This is a genomic window from Peptostreptococcus porci (assembly GCF_009695815.1).
In the GTDB taxonomy this organism is placed as follows: domain Bacteria; phylum Bacillota; class Clostridia; order Peptostreptococcales; family Peptostreptococcaceae; genus Peptostreptococcus; species Peptostreptococcus porci.
This window is the reverse complement of sequence record NZ_VUNE01000004.1, coordinates 23289-39769: the sequence shown is the minus strand read 5'-3', so window position 1 is coordinate 39769 and position 16481 is coordinate 23289. Positions and strand designations below refer to the sequence as shown.

The following is a 16481-nucleotide window of genomic DNA, read 5'->3' as shown; positions in this document are numbered from 1 at the left end:
ATGGTATTTGATTCTGTTTTAAAAACTATTGCTGAAAAAAACTTGATAGAAACAGGTGATAAAATAGTAGTGGCAGTTTCAGGTGGTCCAGATTCCGTCTGTCTGCTACATATTTTGCATAGGCTATCAAACCAAATGGATATAAGCCTATTCGTTGCTCACTTAAATCATCAAATTAGAGGTCTCGAGGCTCATCTGGATTCCTTGTATGTTATGAAGCTTTGTGATAGCTTAAATATACCATGCTTTATAAAGTCGATTGACGTTCCAAAATATTGCGAGGATAATAAAGTTGGACTAGAAGATGGTGCAAGGATGCAAAGGTACAAAATGTTCAACGAAATAAAAGCAAAGGTCGGTGCTAATAAGGTTGCAATTGGTCACAATAAAAATGATCAGGTTGAGACTGTCTTGATGAGAATAATGAGAGGAACAGGTCTTCAGGGCTTGAGAGGAATTGAGTACAAAAGAAATGATGGTATCATTAGACCTATTTTGGATTTGAACAGAAAAGATATTGAAAAGTATTGTGTTGAGCATGAACTATATCCAAGGATTGATAAGACAAACCTTGAATCAATATATTCTAGAAACAAGATTAGACTGGAATTGATACCCTATATTCAAAAAGAGTTCAACGAGAATTTTATAGATAGTGCAATTAGAATGGTTCAAAACCTAAGGAGCGATAGTGACTACATTTTGAATGAAGTAGACAAAGAATACTCGGAGCTGGCAAGAGCTTATGAGGATGGAGTGTATTTATTTGTAGAAAAGTTTAATACATTACATAATGCTATCAAATCTAGACTTGTAATTAGAGGCATAAGGGATTTGGTTGGAGATGTAAATGGAATAGAGAAAAAGCATATCGACGAAGTGTTGGAAATGTCAAAAGATGACAAATTGAATAAAAAAATCAATCTTCCAAGAGGTATTTTCGTCTATAGAAAGCAAGGCTATATTCTGTTGAGCAAATCTATATTAGAGGATAGCAATATTGAGTATGAGTACACGATTGAGCCTGGAAAGGATGTTTTTATATCTGAATTAGGAAAGACATTTAAGTCAGAAATTGTGTCGCTAGAAAATTTTAACAGCGATGAATTAAAAAAAGGCTTACAATTTTTAGATTTGGGTAAAATAAAAAGTAGTATCAGATTGAGAAATAGAAGACAAGGTGATAAAATAAGATTATCGGGAGGAACTAAAAAGATAAAAGAGCTTTTCATAGGTCTAAAAATCCCGAGAGAAAATAGAGATAAAGTACCAATTTTGGTTGATGGAGATAGTGTGGTTGCAGTTTGTGACTATAGGATGAGCATAGATTACAAGATCGAAGAAAAAACTGAGAAGGTTTTGATGTTCACGCTTGAATAATAATAAGGAGGTAGGTATATTGCATAAGACACTGAGAGGTGCCGGAATTTATTTGATAATGTTGCTATTAATCGTAGGAATCGTTCGGTACACTGGAAATCAAAAAGAAAAATACACTGATATGGAGTTTTCAACTTTGTATCAAACATTGAAAGATGGAAATATTAAGGACATAAAAATTGTCGATGATACGAGTATTTCTGGAACGTTGAAGGATGGAACTAAGTTTAAGTCTTATATTCCTAGTGAAATTAAGAGTGACAAATTGGCACAGGATTTTTTGACTAGCATTGAAAAAGATAAGGTGAAATTGACTGCTGAACCGACTCCTAAGACTCCTTGGTTGATAGAGCTATTGCCGACATTATTGCTTTTGGCATTTATGGTTATTGCTTTCTTCGTGATTATGAACCAATCGCAGGGTGGTGGAGGAAAGGTTATGAACTTCGCCAAATCGAAAGCAAAGCAACATAAATCAGGTAAAGATAAAGTATTATTTAAAGATGTTGCAGGGCTAAAAGAGGAAAAAGAAGAGCTACAGGAAATTGTTGATTTCTTGAAAAATCCTAAGAAATATATAGATTTGGGAGCTAGAATTCCAAAGGGGATTTTGATGGTAGGACCTCCAGGAACAGGTAAGACATATTTATCAAGAGCTGTTGCCGGCGAAGCTGGAGTACCATTTTTTACTATCAGTGGTTCAGATTTTGTCGAGATGTTTGTCGGTGTGGGTGCTTCAAGAGTAAGAGATTTATTCGAGCAGGCAAAAAAAGAATCGCCAGCAATTATTTTTATCGATGAAATAGATGCCGTCGGTAGAAAAAGAGGTGCTGGCCTTGGTGGAGGACATGACGAAAGAGAGCAGACATTAAATCAGCTTCTTGTTGAAATGGATGGATTTGGTGTAAATCAAGGTATTATTATAATGGCTGCTACTAACAGACCGGATATTCTCGACCCAGCACTTTTAAGACCTGGACGTTTTGATAGACAAGTTGTCGTTGGAAGACCAGATGTAAAGGGTAGAGAAGAAATTTTCAAGGTTCACTCAAAAAATAAACCTCTGGCTGATGATATTGATTTGAATGTTTTAGCAAAGAGTACACCTGGATTTACTCCAGCTGATATAGAAAATATTATGAATGAAGCTGCCATATTAACTGCTAGAAATGGCAAGGATAAAATATCTATGGAATATATTGAGGAAGCAATTACTAAGGTAATTGTCGGTGTTGCTAAAAAATCAAGAGTTATCAGTGAAAAGGAAAGAATTTTGACAGCTTATCACGAGGGTGGACACGCAGTATGTGCTCATCTGTTGGATTTGATGGATCCAGTTCATCAGGTTACTATTATTCCAAGAGGCATGGCTGGTGGATTTACATTGCAGCTACCAACGGAAGATAAATATTATGCAACTAAGGGCGAAATGATGCAGGAGTTGATTGTGCTTCTTGCCGGAAGAGTATCTGAAGAGTTGAATTTGGATGATATTTCTACTGGAGCATCGAACGACCTTCAAAGAGTTACTCAACTGGCAAGAGATATGGTTGCCAAATATGGTATGAGCGAAAAGCTTGGTCCAATAAACTTCGCTTCACAGGATGAAGTATTTATAGGAAATAGCTTTGGTCATGCGAAAGAGTATTCTGAGGAGGTTGCTGCTGAGATAGATGTTGAAGTTAGAGCGATAGTGTCTGATGCATATGAAAAAACTAAGATTATGCTGAGGGAAAATCAGGAGCGATTGGATTATATTGCAAAAGCGTTGCTTGAATTTGAAACACTAAATGAAAGTCAGTTTGTCGAAGCCTTTGAGATGAGACTTCCATTAAATCAAGAGGCAAAAATTGATGTGGAGATTGATGAGGAAAAAATTGATAACGAAAAAATTGATGATGAGATTTCGAATATCGATCAAAATGAAACTGATGGAGAATAAATAAAATATTAAATAGTTGTTAATAAGGCTTGAATGCTTATTACTAACTATTGTAGTGTTTAACCACCAAAAACAAATTTGTATTTGGTGGTTAATTTTTTTTATTATATTTACATAATAATTTATGCGTGATATAATTAAAGAGCGTTAGCTAATAAAAAAACGAACGATAAAAATAGTTTGAAGGTGGCGTATATGAAAAAAACTGGAGCTGTTATAGTAGCTGCTGGACTATCTTCCAGAATGAAGGCTTTTAAACCTTCTCTGCCATTTGGGGATTCTACAGTAGCGAATTGTACGATTGGTAAATTAAAAAAACTGGATATTTATCCTATTACTGTTGTTGTCGGACATAAGTCAGATGAATTGAAAAAAAGTATTTTTTTCGATGATATCAGGTATGTCGAAAATAAAAAATACTCAGAAACACAGATGTTTGATTCTGTTGTCCTTGGCGTTGAGGATATAATGAATTTGTGCGATCGGATTTTAATAATGCCTATGGACTTACCTGCCATTTTAGAAGAAACATTGGAAAAGGTTTTGAGTATTGATGCTGAATTAGTGAGAACGACATACAATGGACAACCAGGACATCCTATAATAGTGAGTAATGAATTTGCAAAATCTCTTGGCAATTACTGCGGAGAGGATGGGCTTAGAGGAGCAATGGAATCATATGGCTCTCCCATTACCAATGTAGATGTTGATGATGAGGCTGTATATTTCGACATAGATACGCCAGAGGAATATTCTGAGCTTATTGAGTGGAATTACCAAAGAGGAAAGGGATATCCCATAGGACCTCAAATAGAGGTCAAACTGAAGGCTAGAGAAGTTTTTTTTGATGAAACTGCATATAGATTACTGAGAGATATAGACTCTCAAAAATCTATACAGCAAGCGTGTGTTAGCGTGGGCATTTCATATTCAAAGGGAAGCAAGATTATCAAGGATATTGAGAGAGAGCTTGGTTTTCCGGTCGTTGAAAAATGGACCGGAGGAGCAGGTGGCGGTGGGTCTTCGCTTACCAAAGAGGGCTTGAGATTGGTTGATAGCTATTCTAAGCTAATGAGTGAAATGTATAAAGATCTAGAAAAAAAGTATAAAAAATATTTTGCCATGGGATTGAGAGGGTAGTGAGTTTATGAGAAAATTATATCTTGTTAGACATGCGACACCTGATTTCAAGGACGATATCAAGTTATGTATCGGAAAAACCGATATAGATATCGGCAACAAGGGAATAGATGAAAGCAAAAAATTGAGAGACTTTTTTTCGAAAAAGCAAATAAATAGTATTTTTTCAAGTCCGCTAAGTAGGTGTGTAAGTACTGCTGAAATAATTTCTGATGGTAAGCTAGAAGTAAATATTGATGCAGGGCTTATGGAAATTGACATGGGCGAATGGGAGGGTATACCTCTTAAAGATATCGTCAAAGAACTTGGAGATGAACCTTTGAATGGCGAAAAGCGTGTAGATGCTTTGGAACGCATGGAAAATGCTATTATAGAGATAATGAATAGTACAGCTGGAGATGTTATTTGTGTTGCTCATGCTGGTGTTAATTGTGCATTTATTGCAAAGGTGATAGGTGCAGATATTAAGACCTCTAGAGCTATAAGGCAGCCATACGCATCTTACAGCTGTTTTGAGTATGAAAATTTCGAGTTTAAGTGTCTGGAAATTGGAATTTTACCTGAAAAGGAGTCTGAGTTGAAATAATATGAAAACGTTTTTTAAGTTATTGGATGAAGAATTAAATAGTGGTAGAGATGTTACTATGGTGAGCATTACTGCCAGTTCTGGCTCCACACCTAGAGGTGCTGGTGCTAGAATGATTGTAGGAGAAAAAGGAAGGCTTTATGGAACTATTGGCGGTGGTGCAGTTGAGTATCTCTGTCAACAAAAGGCGCAGGAAGTTCTAAGTACAAAAAGATCGTTTAATGAAAAATATATTCTGAGACAAAACGAGGTTCAGGATTTAGGAATGATTTGTGGTGGAGATGTGGCATGCTTTTTTCAATATATATCAAGCGAGGATGAAAATACGAAAAAATTGGTTCGTGACATTTTAGATTCTTTTGAAAGAAATGAAGACATATGGTTGATATTGGATATTACAGATGGTGTTCAAGCTTCAATGGGAGTCGTATGTGGAAGTAACCATTGTGTTGGAATAGATATACCAAAAGAAATAATCAATAGCTTGGATGGAAAATCGAGAAAGTACACTATAGGCGAAAGGATATATTATGTCGAACAAATAAATAGAAATTCAAAGGTATATATTTTTGGCGGTGGCCATGTGGCTCAACAATTGGTGCCGACATTACATAGGATAGGATTTAATTGTATTGTGGTGGAGGATAGAGAAGATTTCGCCAAAAAGGAATTATTCGATGGCGTTTTGTCTACAAGAATAGTGAATATGGAAAACTTGACTGATCTTTGTGATGAGATTACGAAAAATGACTATATTTGTATTATGACTAGAGGACACAAGGACGATTATATCGTTCAACGTCAAGTTTTAAAATCTCCTGCCAGATATATTGGAGTAATTGGAAGTAGGAAAAAAACTGCGAGTGTGATGGAAAGGCTAAGAAATGATGGGTATGGTGACGAGGATCTGGCTAGAATAACGGCACCTATAGGTATATCCATTGCGTGTGAAACACCTGCAGAAATAGCGATTAGTATTGCTGGACAATTGATAAATGAAAGGGCGAAAGATAGACATGAAAATAATTAAAACAGTTGATGCAGAGGGGGCTGTCCTTTGCCATGATATAACGCAGATAATAAAGGGAGTAACAAAGGACACAGTTTTTAGAAAGGGTCATGTTGTTACAAAAGAGGATATACCAGTATTGCTGAGTGTTGGAAAAGACCACATATACATTTGGGAAAATGACGAAAATATGCTTCATGAAAATGAAGCTGCGGAGGTTTTATGTTCTCTCTGTCTAAATGATAATATGAAAAGATCTGAACCAAAAGAAGGTAAAATAAATCTTTTTGCCGATTGTCATGGGTTGCTAAAAATAAATAGAGAGGCATTAAAGGCTGTAAATAGCTTTGGTCAGATGATGATCGCAAGTATTCATGGTAATTTTTCTGTGAACAAGGGCGATAAACTTGCAGGTACTAGAATAATTCCATTGGTGATTGAGAAGGATAAGATGGAAAATGTAAAGGAGCAAGCATTGAGTATTACTTCTGGAAAACCGATATTTGAAATCAAGGAATTTAAGGGGAAAAAGGTAGGAATTGTCACTACAGGTAACGAGGTTTTCTATGGGCGAATAAAGGATACATTTACTCCGGTTATCATTGATAAGATAGCGGAATTTGGTGGAGAGTTGTTTGAAAATATCGTTCTAGAGGATAATGACAAAAAAGTCACAAATGCAATACTAGAGCTGATTGAAAAAGGTGCAGATATGGTGGTCTGTACTGGTGGAATGAGTGTAGATCCAGATGATAAAACGCCTTTGGCAATCAAGAATACAGGTGCAAATATTATTTCTTATGGTGCACCAGTGTTACCAGGAGCGATGTTTTTGCTAGCGTATTATAGTAAAAAAGACGAGGATAGAACTATTCCAATACTAGGTTTGCCAGGATGTGTTATGTATGCGAAGAGAACGATATTTGACTTGGTTCTTCCAAGAGTTATGGCTGACGATGTGATAACAGCAGAGGATATGGCAGAGCTTGGCGAAGGGGGATTATGCCTGGAGTGTGATGTTTGTGTATTCCCTAAATGTAGCTTTGGAAGATAGTAATATAATTAGTTCTAAAGATAAAATATAATTTAACATTTGATAGGAGACGATATGAGCAATTTTACACATTTTGATAAAAACGGCAATGCCGTTATGGTAGATGTCAGCCATAAGGATGAAACTATAAGGGAGGCAGTTGCAGTAGGTAGTATCAAGATGTCAAAAGAATGTTTTGATAAAGTCAAGGCTGGTGGAATGAAAAAGGGCGATGTGTTAGGTATAGCAAGAGTAGCTGGTATTATGGGGGCGAAGAAAACTGCTGAACTAATACCTCTTTGCCATATTTTAAATCTGAGCAAAGTGGAGATTGATTTTGACCTTGATGACAATGAGAACAAGATTATGGCTTCTTGTGTGGTTAAGACAGTTGGAAAAACTGGAGTAGAGATGGAGGCGTTGACAGGTGTAAATATATGTCTTTTGACGATTTACGATATGTGCAAGGCTGTAGATAAAGGTATGGAAATATTGGAAATTAAGCTGATGAAGAAGACCGGCGGTAAGAGTGGAGTTTGGGAAAGGTAGAGATTATCTTGATTGATTCATATAACAGAAATATTGACTATATGAGGATTTCTATTACTGACAGATGTAATTTGCGTTGCAGATACTGTATGCCAGATGGAATAAAACTGTGCTCTCATGATGATATTTTGTCGTTTGATGAAATTGTTATGGTGTGCAGAGAAGCAATAAAGCTAGGTATAGTCAACTTTAAAATTACGGGTGGAGAACCGTTAGTCAGAAGAAATTGTCATGAGCTGATAAAAAAAATATATGCGTTGGACGGTGTAAAAGAGGTTACACTTACTACAAATGGCATACTTCTTGTAGATCAGCTCGACGACCTTATGAAAACGGGTATAAAGTCGATAAATATAAGTCTTGATAGCCTCGATAGAAATAAGTATAGAGAAATTACTGGATTCGACGAGCTTGACAGAGTGCTTGAAGCAATAGAAAAATCGATAGAAAAAGGAGCAAAAGTAAAGATAAACGCCGTTTTACATGATAGGGACTTTGCGAATGATTTTTTGAGCTTGATTGCACTGGCTCAAAAATATCCCATTGATGTAAGATTTATCGAGATGATGCCGATTGGTTTGGGCGCAGAATCGATGCTGGTGTCAAATGAGGATTTGATCAAAATATTATTTGACTCTTTTTCGAATGTGATATCTGACAAATCAAAGCATGGAAATGGACCTGCTCAATACTATAAGATTGGTGGTTTTTTAGGATGTGTCGGGTTTATAAGTGCCATTCATGGAAAATTCTGTGATTCATGTAATAGAATTCGATTGACCTCGACAGGTGATATAAAGTCATGCTTGTGCTTTGATAAATCAATAAAATTAAAGGGTTTATTAAAAATGGAGGATGCAGAGGGTGTCTATGAAGCACTTTCAAAAAGTATCCTTGAAAAGCCTGAAAAGCACTGCTTTGAGGATATAAAAAATATTACAGAAACGAAGAAGATGACGCAAATTGGCGGTTAGATATAGGGAAGGAATTGCAAGATGGCAAAAATAATTGGAATCTGTATAAGTGAAAAGAAAGGTACTCAAAAAAATGAAGTGCCTAGTGTGAAGTTGATTGAAAATTTTGGGATAGAAAATGATGCTCATGCTGGAAAATGGCATAGGCAGGTGAGCATTCTCTCCTATGAAAAAATAAAGGAGTTTAGAGAAAAGGGTGCCGATGTTGATTTTGGTGCGTTTGGAGAAAATCTAATAATAGATGAATATGATTTTAGAAGTATGCCAGTTGGTACAAGATTTAAAATAGGTGAGGTTGTATTAGAGCTGAGTCAAATAGGTAAGGAGTGCCATTCTCATTGTGCGATATTTCATGCTGTTGGAGATTGCATAATGCCAAGAGAGGGTGTTTTTACGGAGGTCATAGTAGGGGGAGAAATAAAAGTAGGGGATGAAGTAGAGCTTATTGAAGTTAATCCAGATGCATCACTGACAGCAGCAGTGATAACTGTTAGCGATAAGGGATCAGTTGGTCAACGAAAGGATGAGAGCGGTCCTATAATTACAGATGGATTAATAGAAAATGGATTTGTTGTTAAGGAAGAGATAATAATACCAGATGAACAGAAAATAATCGAACAGCAACTAAAGAGACTTGCAGATCAGAGGCAGGTAAACCTGATAATTACGACTGGAGGGACTGGCTTTGCCATGCGAGATGTAACTCCGGAGGCGACAAATGCCGTATGTGATAGAATGGCGAATGGTATTTCTGAAGCAATTCGAGCCTATTCAATGAACTACACGAAAAGGGCTATGTTTAGCAGGGCTGTGAGTGGTCTTAGAAATAGGACTCTGATAATAAACTTGCCAGGCAGTCCAAAGGCTGTAAAAGAGTCATTGGAATTTCTATTGCCAAATTTGGAACACGGATTGAAGATTTTAAAGGGCACATCTTCGGAGTGCGCTAGAAAATAAATATTTTTAACTGTATTAATTCAGGGGAGGAAAAGACGTATGAAATTAGGTCACAAATTTAAAGTATTATGTCTGTTATTGGCATTGATTGCAGGGACAACGCTTACAGCCTGTACAAAGAAGGATACTACAGATGAAAAGGCAACGGAAGCCAAAAAAGAAGTAAACCTTTTTATTGCGGCAAGTCTTTCTGATGCGGTTGGTGAGCTGGTAAAGGATTTTGAAGCACAAAATGCCGATGTAAAAGTTGTTGTAAATGCAGATAGCTCTGGAAAGCTAAAATCCCAAATTATGGAAGGTTTTGACTGCGACATCTTTTTAAGTGCATCAACTAAGGAAATTAAAGAATTAAATGAAAAGGGAATGCTAGTCGACAACAGTACTATGGATCTTTTACAAAACCAATTGGCTATCATAGCTTACAAGGATTACGACAGCGCAGTAAAAGAGTTGGATAGTGTTAAGGATGCAAAGAGCATTGCTTTACCATATGGAAGTGTTCCAGCGGGCTTTTATGCTAGAAAAGCACTGATTGCAGATGGTATATTGAAGGTCGAAAATCAAGACAATAAAGCAGTAAAGGCAATTACAGGAAAGACTGTATCTGAGGCATTGGGTGGAATTACGATTAGTGAAAAAGAGAATGTCAGCGTGGCTTTGAGTTCTGTTGCAGAAAAATCAACTGAAATTGGATTTGTTTACGTCAGTGATGTAAAGAGAAATGAAAATGTTAAAATAGTAAGTACAATAGATGTAGAAAAAACTGGAAAAATAACATATCCAATTGCAAAGGTAAAATCAAAGAAAGATACTAAGGATAAGGCTGAGATTATCGACAAATTATATAAAGCGTTGTCAGATGATAAGGCGAAAAAAGTATACGAAAAATATGGATTTAAGGTGGATTAACATATCGTTTTGCATTGGAATGTCACTTTAAATTGAGGAGTGGGAATATATTGAATGAATCACTTGAAATAATTAAAAATCTGGACTGGAGTCCTTTAATAATATCAATAAAAACTGCCATTGTTGCCACTATAATCTCATTTTTTATAGGTGTACTGTTAGCAAAAAAGGCGATGACGTGTAATAAGAAAAAGAAAGCTTTCTTGGATGGAATAATGTCTTTGCCGATAGTTTTGCCACCAACTGTAGCAGGCTTTATTTTGCTTATTGTATTTAGCAAGAGGAGATTTTTGGGAAGTTTTTTATTGGATAACTTTAATATTTCGGTATTACAAACATGGCTGGGATGTATTCTGGCAGCAACCGTGATTGCATTACCGCTAATGTATCAAAATGCAAGAGCAGCATTTGAACAGGTTGATGAAAACTTGATTTATGCAGCTAGAACTCTTGGCATGAGTGAGAGAAAAATATTTTACAGGATACTTTTGCCAGTGGCAAGACCGGGGCTAATCGCAGGATCAATTTTGTGTTTTGCCAGAGCTATGGGAGAATATGGAGCTACCTCAATGATTGCTGGAAATATACCAGGGAAGACGGGTACAATATCCCAAACTATTGCAATGGTAATTAATGATGGCGATTATTTGAAGGCGGGCATCTGGGTTGTAATAGTTTTGATGATATCTTTTGTGATAATATATTCGGTGAATGTGACTTTGAGTAAAAAATAGTCTGTAGATATTTTAAGAGATAATATTTTAAAAAATTTGAATGGAATTGGAAAAAATGAGCCTATCAGTTGAAATAAAATCAAAACTGAATATTTTTGAAATGGATATTTCGTTAAAAACCACATCGAAGAGGATTGGTATTCTTGGTGCATCAGGTTCAGGTAAAAGTATGTTGTTGAAATATATATCTGGAATAATAGCTCCAGATGAGGGAGTTATTAAACTGAATGATGAGATCCTATTCGACTCGTCGAAAAAAATAAATATAAAGCCACAGAAGAGAAATGTGGCACATATGTTCCAAAATTATGCATTATTTCCAACTATGAGTGTCAGAGAGAATATAGAGATAATTATTGAGGGCAACAAAGAATATAGGGAAAAAAAGGCATCTGAGCTTATGAAAAGATTCTGTATAGATAATATTGCAAACAAAATGCCGAGAGATCTTTCAGGGGGGCAACAACAGCGTGTTGCATTGGCTAGAATTATGGCTTATGAGCCCAAACTGATATTACTGGATGAACCATTTTCGGCTATGGATAGTGACTTGAAAGACAAGCTACAAATGGAGCTAGAGGATATGGTTGCAGATTATGATGGAATAATTATTATGGTATCTCATAGTAGAGATGAAATATACAGATTTAGCGATGAGCTGATAATTATTGATAATGGCGGAATTGTGGAATATGGTAAAACAAAAAATGTATTTGATTTTCCAAAAACAATCCAAGGTGCAAAAATGGTTGGTATCAACAATGTATTATCTGCAAAAATTAAAGATGATTTGATGTTAAATATACCAGAAATAAATTTAGATATTAAGTTGGATAAAAAAGAGTTAGCTTACTCAAGAAATATTAATTATGTAGGGATAAAGGATATTGATATTAAAATAATGAAACCCGATGAAGTATCAGAAAATAGCTTTGATATGAATATTGAGAAAGTTTACGAGGGTATAGAGGATATAAAAGTACTATTATCGATAAAAAAAGATCCAGATATTGTTGAAACATCTGAAGCTACAAAAAATATATTCATAGCAAGACTAAGTAAATCGAAAGAAAAGATTGATATAGTTGAGGGATCTTCGTTAAAAATATCAATAGACAAGGAAAAAGTAATACCTTTAGAAGAATGAGCTTCATATTAAAAAAACAGACAGAAATACAGTTAATTTTGTAACTGTCTGTTTTATTTTTTGTCAAAAAAAATCGTGATTTTATTATTTTTATACCGGTAATTTCAAAATATTAAGTAAAAATTTAAAAAGATTTTATATGTCCTTGTAAAGTTTTTCTTAAAAAAACAAGCATTTTTATTTATTTATATTATTATTTTTTATGATTTTCCATTTGTTTGAAATATATATTTGTAAAAATAGTATTTTTACTTACAAAAAATTTTTTAGAAAAACTCAATTGTAATATTTTCTGTAATATTATATAATGATAGTGAATTATTAGCACAAATTCATTTTAATGAAGAAATAATTCATTCAAAAAAATCTAAGGCGTAAAGTTTTAAAGGAGGCTTAAGAATGAGTATTTTAAGTAATTTTCAGTACCATGCACCTAAAACTAAGGCAGAGGTTTTAGCGTTGTTGGCTGAAATTGGTGAAAAATCAAAGATCCTTGCTGGAGGCACTGATTTAATTATCATGTTAAAAGAGAAGATGATCGAAACGGAAAACCTTATCAATATTGCTGATGTTAAAGAATTATCAGGCATTAAGTTCACAGAAAATGGCGTGGAGATTGGTGCCTGTACAAAGATTGCAGAAATCGAAAATTCTAAAGAGTTAACAGCAAAGGGATATAATGCATTGGTTCATGCTGCAGGTGAACTGGGCTCTTATCAGGTAAGATCGATGGCTACATTGGGAGGAAATATTTCACATTCTTCTCCTGCTGGTGAAACACCAACACCTTTGGCTGCATTGAATGCAAGTGTAGTTATTGAAAGTGTGAGAGGAGAAAGAGTCGTAAAGGCAGAAGACTTTATTCTTGGTAACCGTAAAAATGTGTTAGAAAAAGACGAAATGCTTACAAAGTTCATAATTCCTGCTCCAGCTATAAATTCGGCAGCGACTTATGGATACATAGGTTTGAGAAATGCAATGGAAATTGATGCTGTAAATATGGCAGTAAATATTGAACTAGAAGCAGACAAAAAGACTATTAAGAGTGTTAAGCTCGTAATGGGTTCGGTATCTCCAAAGCCTATAGTTTCTGAAGCTGTGCCTGCATTGCTTGTGGGTAAAGAATTGAATGACGAGTTGATTAAAAGCGTTGGCGAAGCAGCAATGGGTGAAGCAAAGCCGATTTCTGACATCAGAGCATCTGCTGAATACAGAAAAGATGTTGTCGGAGCATTAGCCAGAAGATTGACTAAAGAAGCATATGATTTGGCAATGGAGGTGTAAAAATGAAACAAGTAATCACATTAAATATTAATAATCAAAACTATGATGTCATTGTTACACCAAAGGATCTTTTGTTGGATGTTATTAGAAAGACTGTTGGTTTAACAGGTACAAAGAAAGGTTGTGGTCAGGGGGACTGTGGAGCCTGTACAGTATTGATCGATGGGCATCCAGAATTAGCTTGTTTGAAGCTTGCAATCGCTTGTGTTGATAAAAAAATAGTTACAATTGAAGGTATAGCAAACGAAGATGGTTCATTGCATCCAATTCAGGACGCATTCTTGGATCATGGTGCAGTTCAGTGTGGATTCTGTACTCCAGGAATGATTTTATCAGCAAAGGCTTTAATTGATAGAAACCCAAATCCAACTCAGAAAGAGATAAAGACTGCTATATCTGGAAATACTTGTAGATGTACTGGGTACATCAATATCATTAAAGCTATTGAGTCTTATGCGAATTTAGTTGCAGAAAAGGGGGCTAAGTAAGATGGGAAAGATGTACGAAGTATCTAACAGATATAACAATTATAAAGATTATACAAAAGAGTTTACTGAAGTAGGTAGAAGTATTCGTAGACCAGATGGTCCGGATAAAGTAAAGGGTGCTGTTCGTTACACTGATGATATCACTTTGCCAAGAATGGCTTATGGTAAGCTGTTGAGAAGTAAGCATGCTCATGCCAAAATATTGAAAATTGACTATAGTAAGGCATTGGAGTTGGATGGTGTATTGGGCGTTATAACTGGAGAAGACTGTCCAATTCCTTATGGTATAGTACCTCACAATGCAAACGAACATGCGTTGGCAGTTGGAAAGGTTAGAAACTGGGGAGAACCAGTAGCAGCTGTAGCGGCGATAACAGAAGAAATTGCTGAGAAGGCTTTGGAATTAATAGAAGTTGAGTACGATGTGCTAGAAGCTCTTGTCGATCCTAGAGAAGCTGTGAAGAGAGATGATCTAAGAATTCATGAGGATTGTCCAAACAATATAAGCTATGAAGGTGTTCAGGTTTATGGAGATCCTGATAAAGCATTTGAAGAAGCTGATTATGTTTTGGAGCAAGACTATTATTCTTCATATGTAAATCATGGATTTATTGAGCCTCAATCTGCAATAGCTGATTTTGATGTTGCAACTGGAAAACTTCATCTATATGCTACTTGTCAGGTACCACATTACACTCATCAGCAGTTAGCCAAGGTTCTTGAAATGCCACTAAACAAAATAAGAATTACAGTACCTCTAATCGGTGGTGGATTTGGTGGTAAAGGAGTCGCTTCTCAGGCGGATTTCTGTTCGGCGTTACTATCTAGAAAGATAGGTAGACCTGTAAAGATAACTTACGAAAGAAGTGAAGTATTTGCTACAAACAACGGTAGACACCCTTGTTATATGAAGATGAAGCTAGGATTTGATAAGACTGGTAAAATTACAGCTTGTGAATTCAATAACTTGATGGACGGTGGAGCATATGCTGGTTGGGGTATAGTTGTTCTATTCTATACTGCATCAATGGTACACATTCCATATATGATTCCAAACGTAAAATTTGACGGAAAGAGAATATATACTAACAAACCTACTTGCGGAGCTTTCAGAGGCTTGGGTGGGGTTCAGCCAAGATTTGCAATGGAACAGATGTTGGATCAAGCTGCGGCACACTTTGGTATGGATCCATATGAAATAAGAATGCTAAATGCTGCTGAATCAGGATATACAGCTATGAGTAAGATGTATGTTCCTCATACAGAATACAAAAAATGTCTAACTGAATGTGTTGAAAAATCAGGATACAAAGAAAAGCATGGTAAATTGCCTTTTGGTAAGGGTATTGGTCTATCTGGTGGATATTACATTTCAGGAACTTCATATACACTTTACCTATCATATAAACCACATACTGTTGCAACAATAAAAGTCGATGAAGAAAATGATGTAACAGTATACTGTGGAGCTACAGATATTGGTCAGGGTGTCGATATGGTAATGGCTCAGATGGCAGCCGAAACATTGGGTGTTAAGACAGAAGACGTCACTGTTGTTCCAAGAGATACAAAGATTTCAACATTCGACTTGGGTACATTTGCCAGTCGTTTGACATTTGCTACAGGTTGGGCTATTAGACAGGCGGCAGAAAAAATAAATGCAGAGCTTAGACCAGTTGCAGCTGGAATGCTTGGAATTCGTGGTGATGAAGTTGAGGTTCAAGGTGGAGAATTCTACAATATTTACAAGCCTAATAAGAGAGTCCCTTGGAGAGATGTTGTATCAGCATATATTCAAACAAATGGACCATTGACTAAGACTGGTCAGTTTACTCCTCCAAGAAGAAAGGGAATTCAGCAAGGTGGTAATATCGGACACTCTCCAACATTTGGATTTAGTGCTCAGATTGCAGAAGTAGATGTAGATTTAGAAACAGGAAAGATAAACGTAGTTAAGATTACAGAAGCAGGAGACTGTGGTGTTGCTATTAATCCACAGAGTGTTGAAGGTCAGGTTCATGGTTCAATACAAATGGGTATGGGACAAGCCTTGTATGAAGAAATGAAGATCGCTCCAGATGGAACTTTCTTGAACCCTTCATTACATGACTACAAGATACCGACTGCGCTAGATATGCCTGAAATAGATGCGAATATAGTAGATGCATATGATCCATCAGCACCATATGGAGCGAAGGAATCAGGTGAAGGACCAATTCAGCCAACTATTCCAGCCATATTCAATGCTGTTTACGATGCAATAGGTGTCAGATTTACTGAAATGCCTTTGACTCCTGAAAAGGTGCTTAATGCAATTAAAGAGCAAAAAGCAAAGGGTGTATTCTAATA

Annotated in this window: 15 protein-coding genes; all 15 read left to right on the top strand. The window is 35.9% G+C overall.

Going from position 1 to position 16481, the window contains the following annotated elements; translation table 11 throughout:
- The 15 genes from tilS to FYJ71_RS07295 all read left to right on the top strand — a co-directional run bounded on the left by tilS (position 1) and on the right by FYJ71_RS07295 (position 16479).
- A complete protein-coding gene (gene tilS, locus FYJ71_RS07365) occupies positions 1–1380 on the top strand; it encodes a tRNA lysidine(34) synthetase TilS (RefSeq protein WP_154538180.1) in 1380 nt (459 codons plus the stop codon).
- 19 nt (positions 1381–1399) lie between these two features.
- Positions 1400–3322: an ATP-dependent zinc metalloprotease FtsH gene (gene ftsH / locus FYJ71_RS07360; RefSeq protein ID WP_154538178.1), complete on the top strand. Its 1923-nt coding sequence runs from the start codon at positions 1400–1402 to the stop codon at positions 3320–3322.
- A 195-nt stretch (positions 3323–3517) separates the two neighbouring features.
- Complete coding sequence (locus FYJ71_RS07355; protein WP_154538176.1) at positions 3518–4462, top strand: NTP transferase domain-containing protein; 945 nt, start codon at positions 3518–3520, stop codon at positions 4460–4462.
- 7 nt (positions 4463–4469) lie between these two features.
- Positions 4470–5048, top strand: coding sequence for a histidine phosphatase family protein (locus FYJ71_RS07350; protein WP_154538174.1), 579 nt, complete (start codon positions 4470–4472; stop codon positions 5046–5048).
- Between the two features lies 1 nt (position 5049).
- Complete coding sequence (locus tag FYJ71_RS07345; RefSeq protein WP_154538172.1) at positions 5050–6078, top strand: XdhC family protein; 1029 nt, start codon at positions 5050–5052, stop codon at positions 6076–6078.
- Positions 6065–7111, top strand: a complete 1047-nt coding sequence (locus FYJ71_RS07340) for a molybdopterin-binding protein (RefSeq protein WP_154538170.1) — start codon at positions 6065–6067, stop codon at positions 7109–7111. Before FYJ71_RS07345 ends, FYJ71_RS07340 begins: the two co-directional genes overlap by 14 nt.
- A gap of 54 nt (positions 7112–7165) precedes the next feature.
- Positions 7166–7639, top strand: coding sequence for a cyclic pyranopterin monophosphate synthase MoaC (moaC, locus tag FYJ71_RS07335; RefSeq protein ID WP_154538169.1), 474 nt, complete (start codon positions 7166–7168; stop codon positions 7637–7639).
- Complete coding sequence (gene moaA / locus FYJ71_RS07330; protein WP_268878341.1) at positions 7627–8613, top strand: GTP 3',8-cyclase MoaA; 987 nt, start codon at positions 7627–7629, stop codon at positions 8611–8613. The genes moaC and moaA overlap by 13 nt, the downstream gene beginning before the upstream one ends.
- Before the next feature lie 21 nt (positions 8614–8634).
- On the top strand, positions 8635–9570 hold the full coding sequence (locus FYJ71_RS07325) for an MOSC domain-containing protein (protein ID WP_154538167.1): 936 nt from the start codon (positions 8635–8637) through the stop codon (positions 9568–9570).
- A gap of 39 nt (positions 9571–9609) precedes the next feature.
- A complete protein-coding gene (gene modA, locus FYJ71_RS07320) occupies positions 9610–10479 on the top strand; it encodes a molybdate ABC transporter substrate-binding protein (protein ID WP_154538165.1) in 870 nt (289 codons plus the stop codon).
- Between the two features lie 50 nt (positions 10480–10529).
- The gene (modB, locus tag FYJ71_RS07315; RefSeq protein ID WP_154538163.1) at positions 10530–11213 is read left to right on the top strand and encodes a molybdate ABC transporter permease subunit; all 684 of its coding nucleotides are present in this window, start codon (positions 10530–10532) and stop codon (positions 11211–11213) included.
- Positions 11214–11253: 40 nt separating this feature from the next.
- Positions 11254–12360, top strand: coding sequence for a sulfate/molybdate ABC transporter ATP-binding protein (locus tag FYJ71_RS07310; RefSeq protein ID WP_235899101.1), 1107 nt, complete (start codon positions 11254–11256; stop codon positions 12358–12360).
- 399 nt (positions 12361–12759) lie between these two features.
- Positions 12760–13644, top strand: a complete 885-nt coding sequence (locus tag FYJ71_RS07305) for an FAD binding domain-containing protein (RefSeq protein ID WP_154538161.1) — start codon at positions 12760–12762, stop codon at positions 13642–13644.
- 2 nt (positions 13645–13646) lie between these two features.
- Positions 13647–14132 carry a (2Fe-2S)-binding protein gene (locus FYJ71_RS07300; protein WP_154538159.1) on the top strand — a complete coding sequence of 162 codons (486 nt, stop codon included), beginning with the start codon at positions 13647–13649 and terminating at the stop codon, positions 14130–14132.
- 1 nt (position 14133) lies between these two features.
- Positions 14134–16479, top strand: coding sequence for a xanthine dehydrogenase family protein molybdopterin-binding subunit (locus tag FYJ71_RS07295; RefSeq protein WP_154538157.1), 2346 nt, complete (start codon positions 14134–14136; stop codon positions 16477–16479).
- Positions 16480–16481: the final 2 nt, after the last annotated feature.

Excerpts from the sequence above, each read along its gene's own strand:
- tilS (WP_154538180.1), top strand. The coding sequence starts at position 1 with ATGGTATTTGATTCTGTTTTAAAAACTATTGCTGAAAAAAACTTGATA.
- FYJ71_RS07340 (WP_154538170.1), top strand. The coding sequence starts at position 6,065 with ATGAAAATAATTAAAACAGTTGATGCAGAGGGGGCTGTCCTTTGCCAT.
- FYJ71_RS07355 (WP_154538176.1), top strand. The coding sequence starts at position 3,518 with ATGAAAAAAACTGGAGCTGTTATAGTAGCTGCTGGACTATCTTCCAGA.
- modA (WP_154538165.1), top strand. The coding sequence starts at position 9,610 with ATGAAATTAGGTCACAAATTTAAAGTATTATGTCTGTTATTGGCATTG.
- FYJ71_RS07310 (WP_235899101.1), top strand. The coding sequence starts at position 11,254 with ATGGAATTGGAAAAAATGAGCCTATCAGTTGAAATAAAATCAAAACTG.
- FYJ71_RS07350 (WP_154538174.1), top strand. The coding sequence starts at position 4,470 with ATGAGAAAATTATATCTTGTTAGACATGCGACACCTGATTTCAAGGAC.
- FYJ71_RS07300 (WP_154538159.1), top strand. The coding sequence starts at position 13,647 with ATGAAACAAGTAATCACATTAAATATTAATAATCAAAACTATGATGTC.
- FYJ71_RS07305 (WP_154538161.1), top strand. The coding sequence starts at position 12,760 with ATGAGTATTTTAAGTAATTTTCAGTACCATGCACCTAAAACTAAGGCA.
- FYJ71_RS07295 (WP_154538157.1), top strand. The coding sequence starts at position 14,134 with ATGGGAAAGATGTACGAAGTATCTAACAGATATAACAATTATAAAGAT.
- FYJ71_RS07325 (WP_154538167.1), top strand. The coding sequence starts at position 8,635 with ATGGCAAAAATAATTGGAATCTGTATAAGTGAAAAGAAAGGTACTCAA.
- moaC (WP_154538169.1), top strand. The coding sequence starts at position 7,166 with ATGAGCAATTTTACACATTTTGATAAAAACGGCAATGCCGTTATGGTA.
- FYJ71_RS07345 (WP_154538172.1), top strand. The coding sequence starts at position 5,050 with ATGAAAACGTTTTTTAAGTTATTGGATGAAGAATTAAATAGTGGTAGA.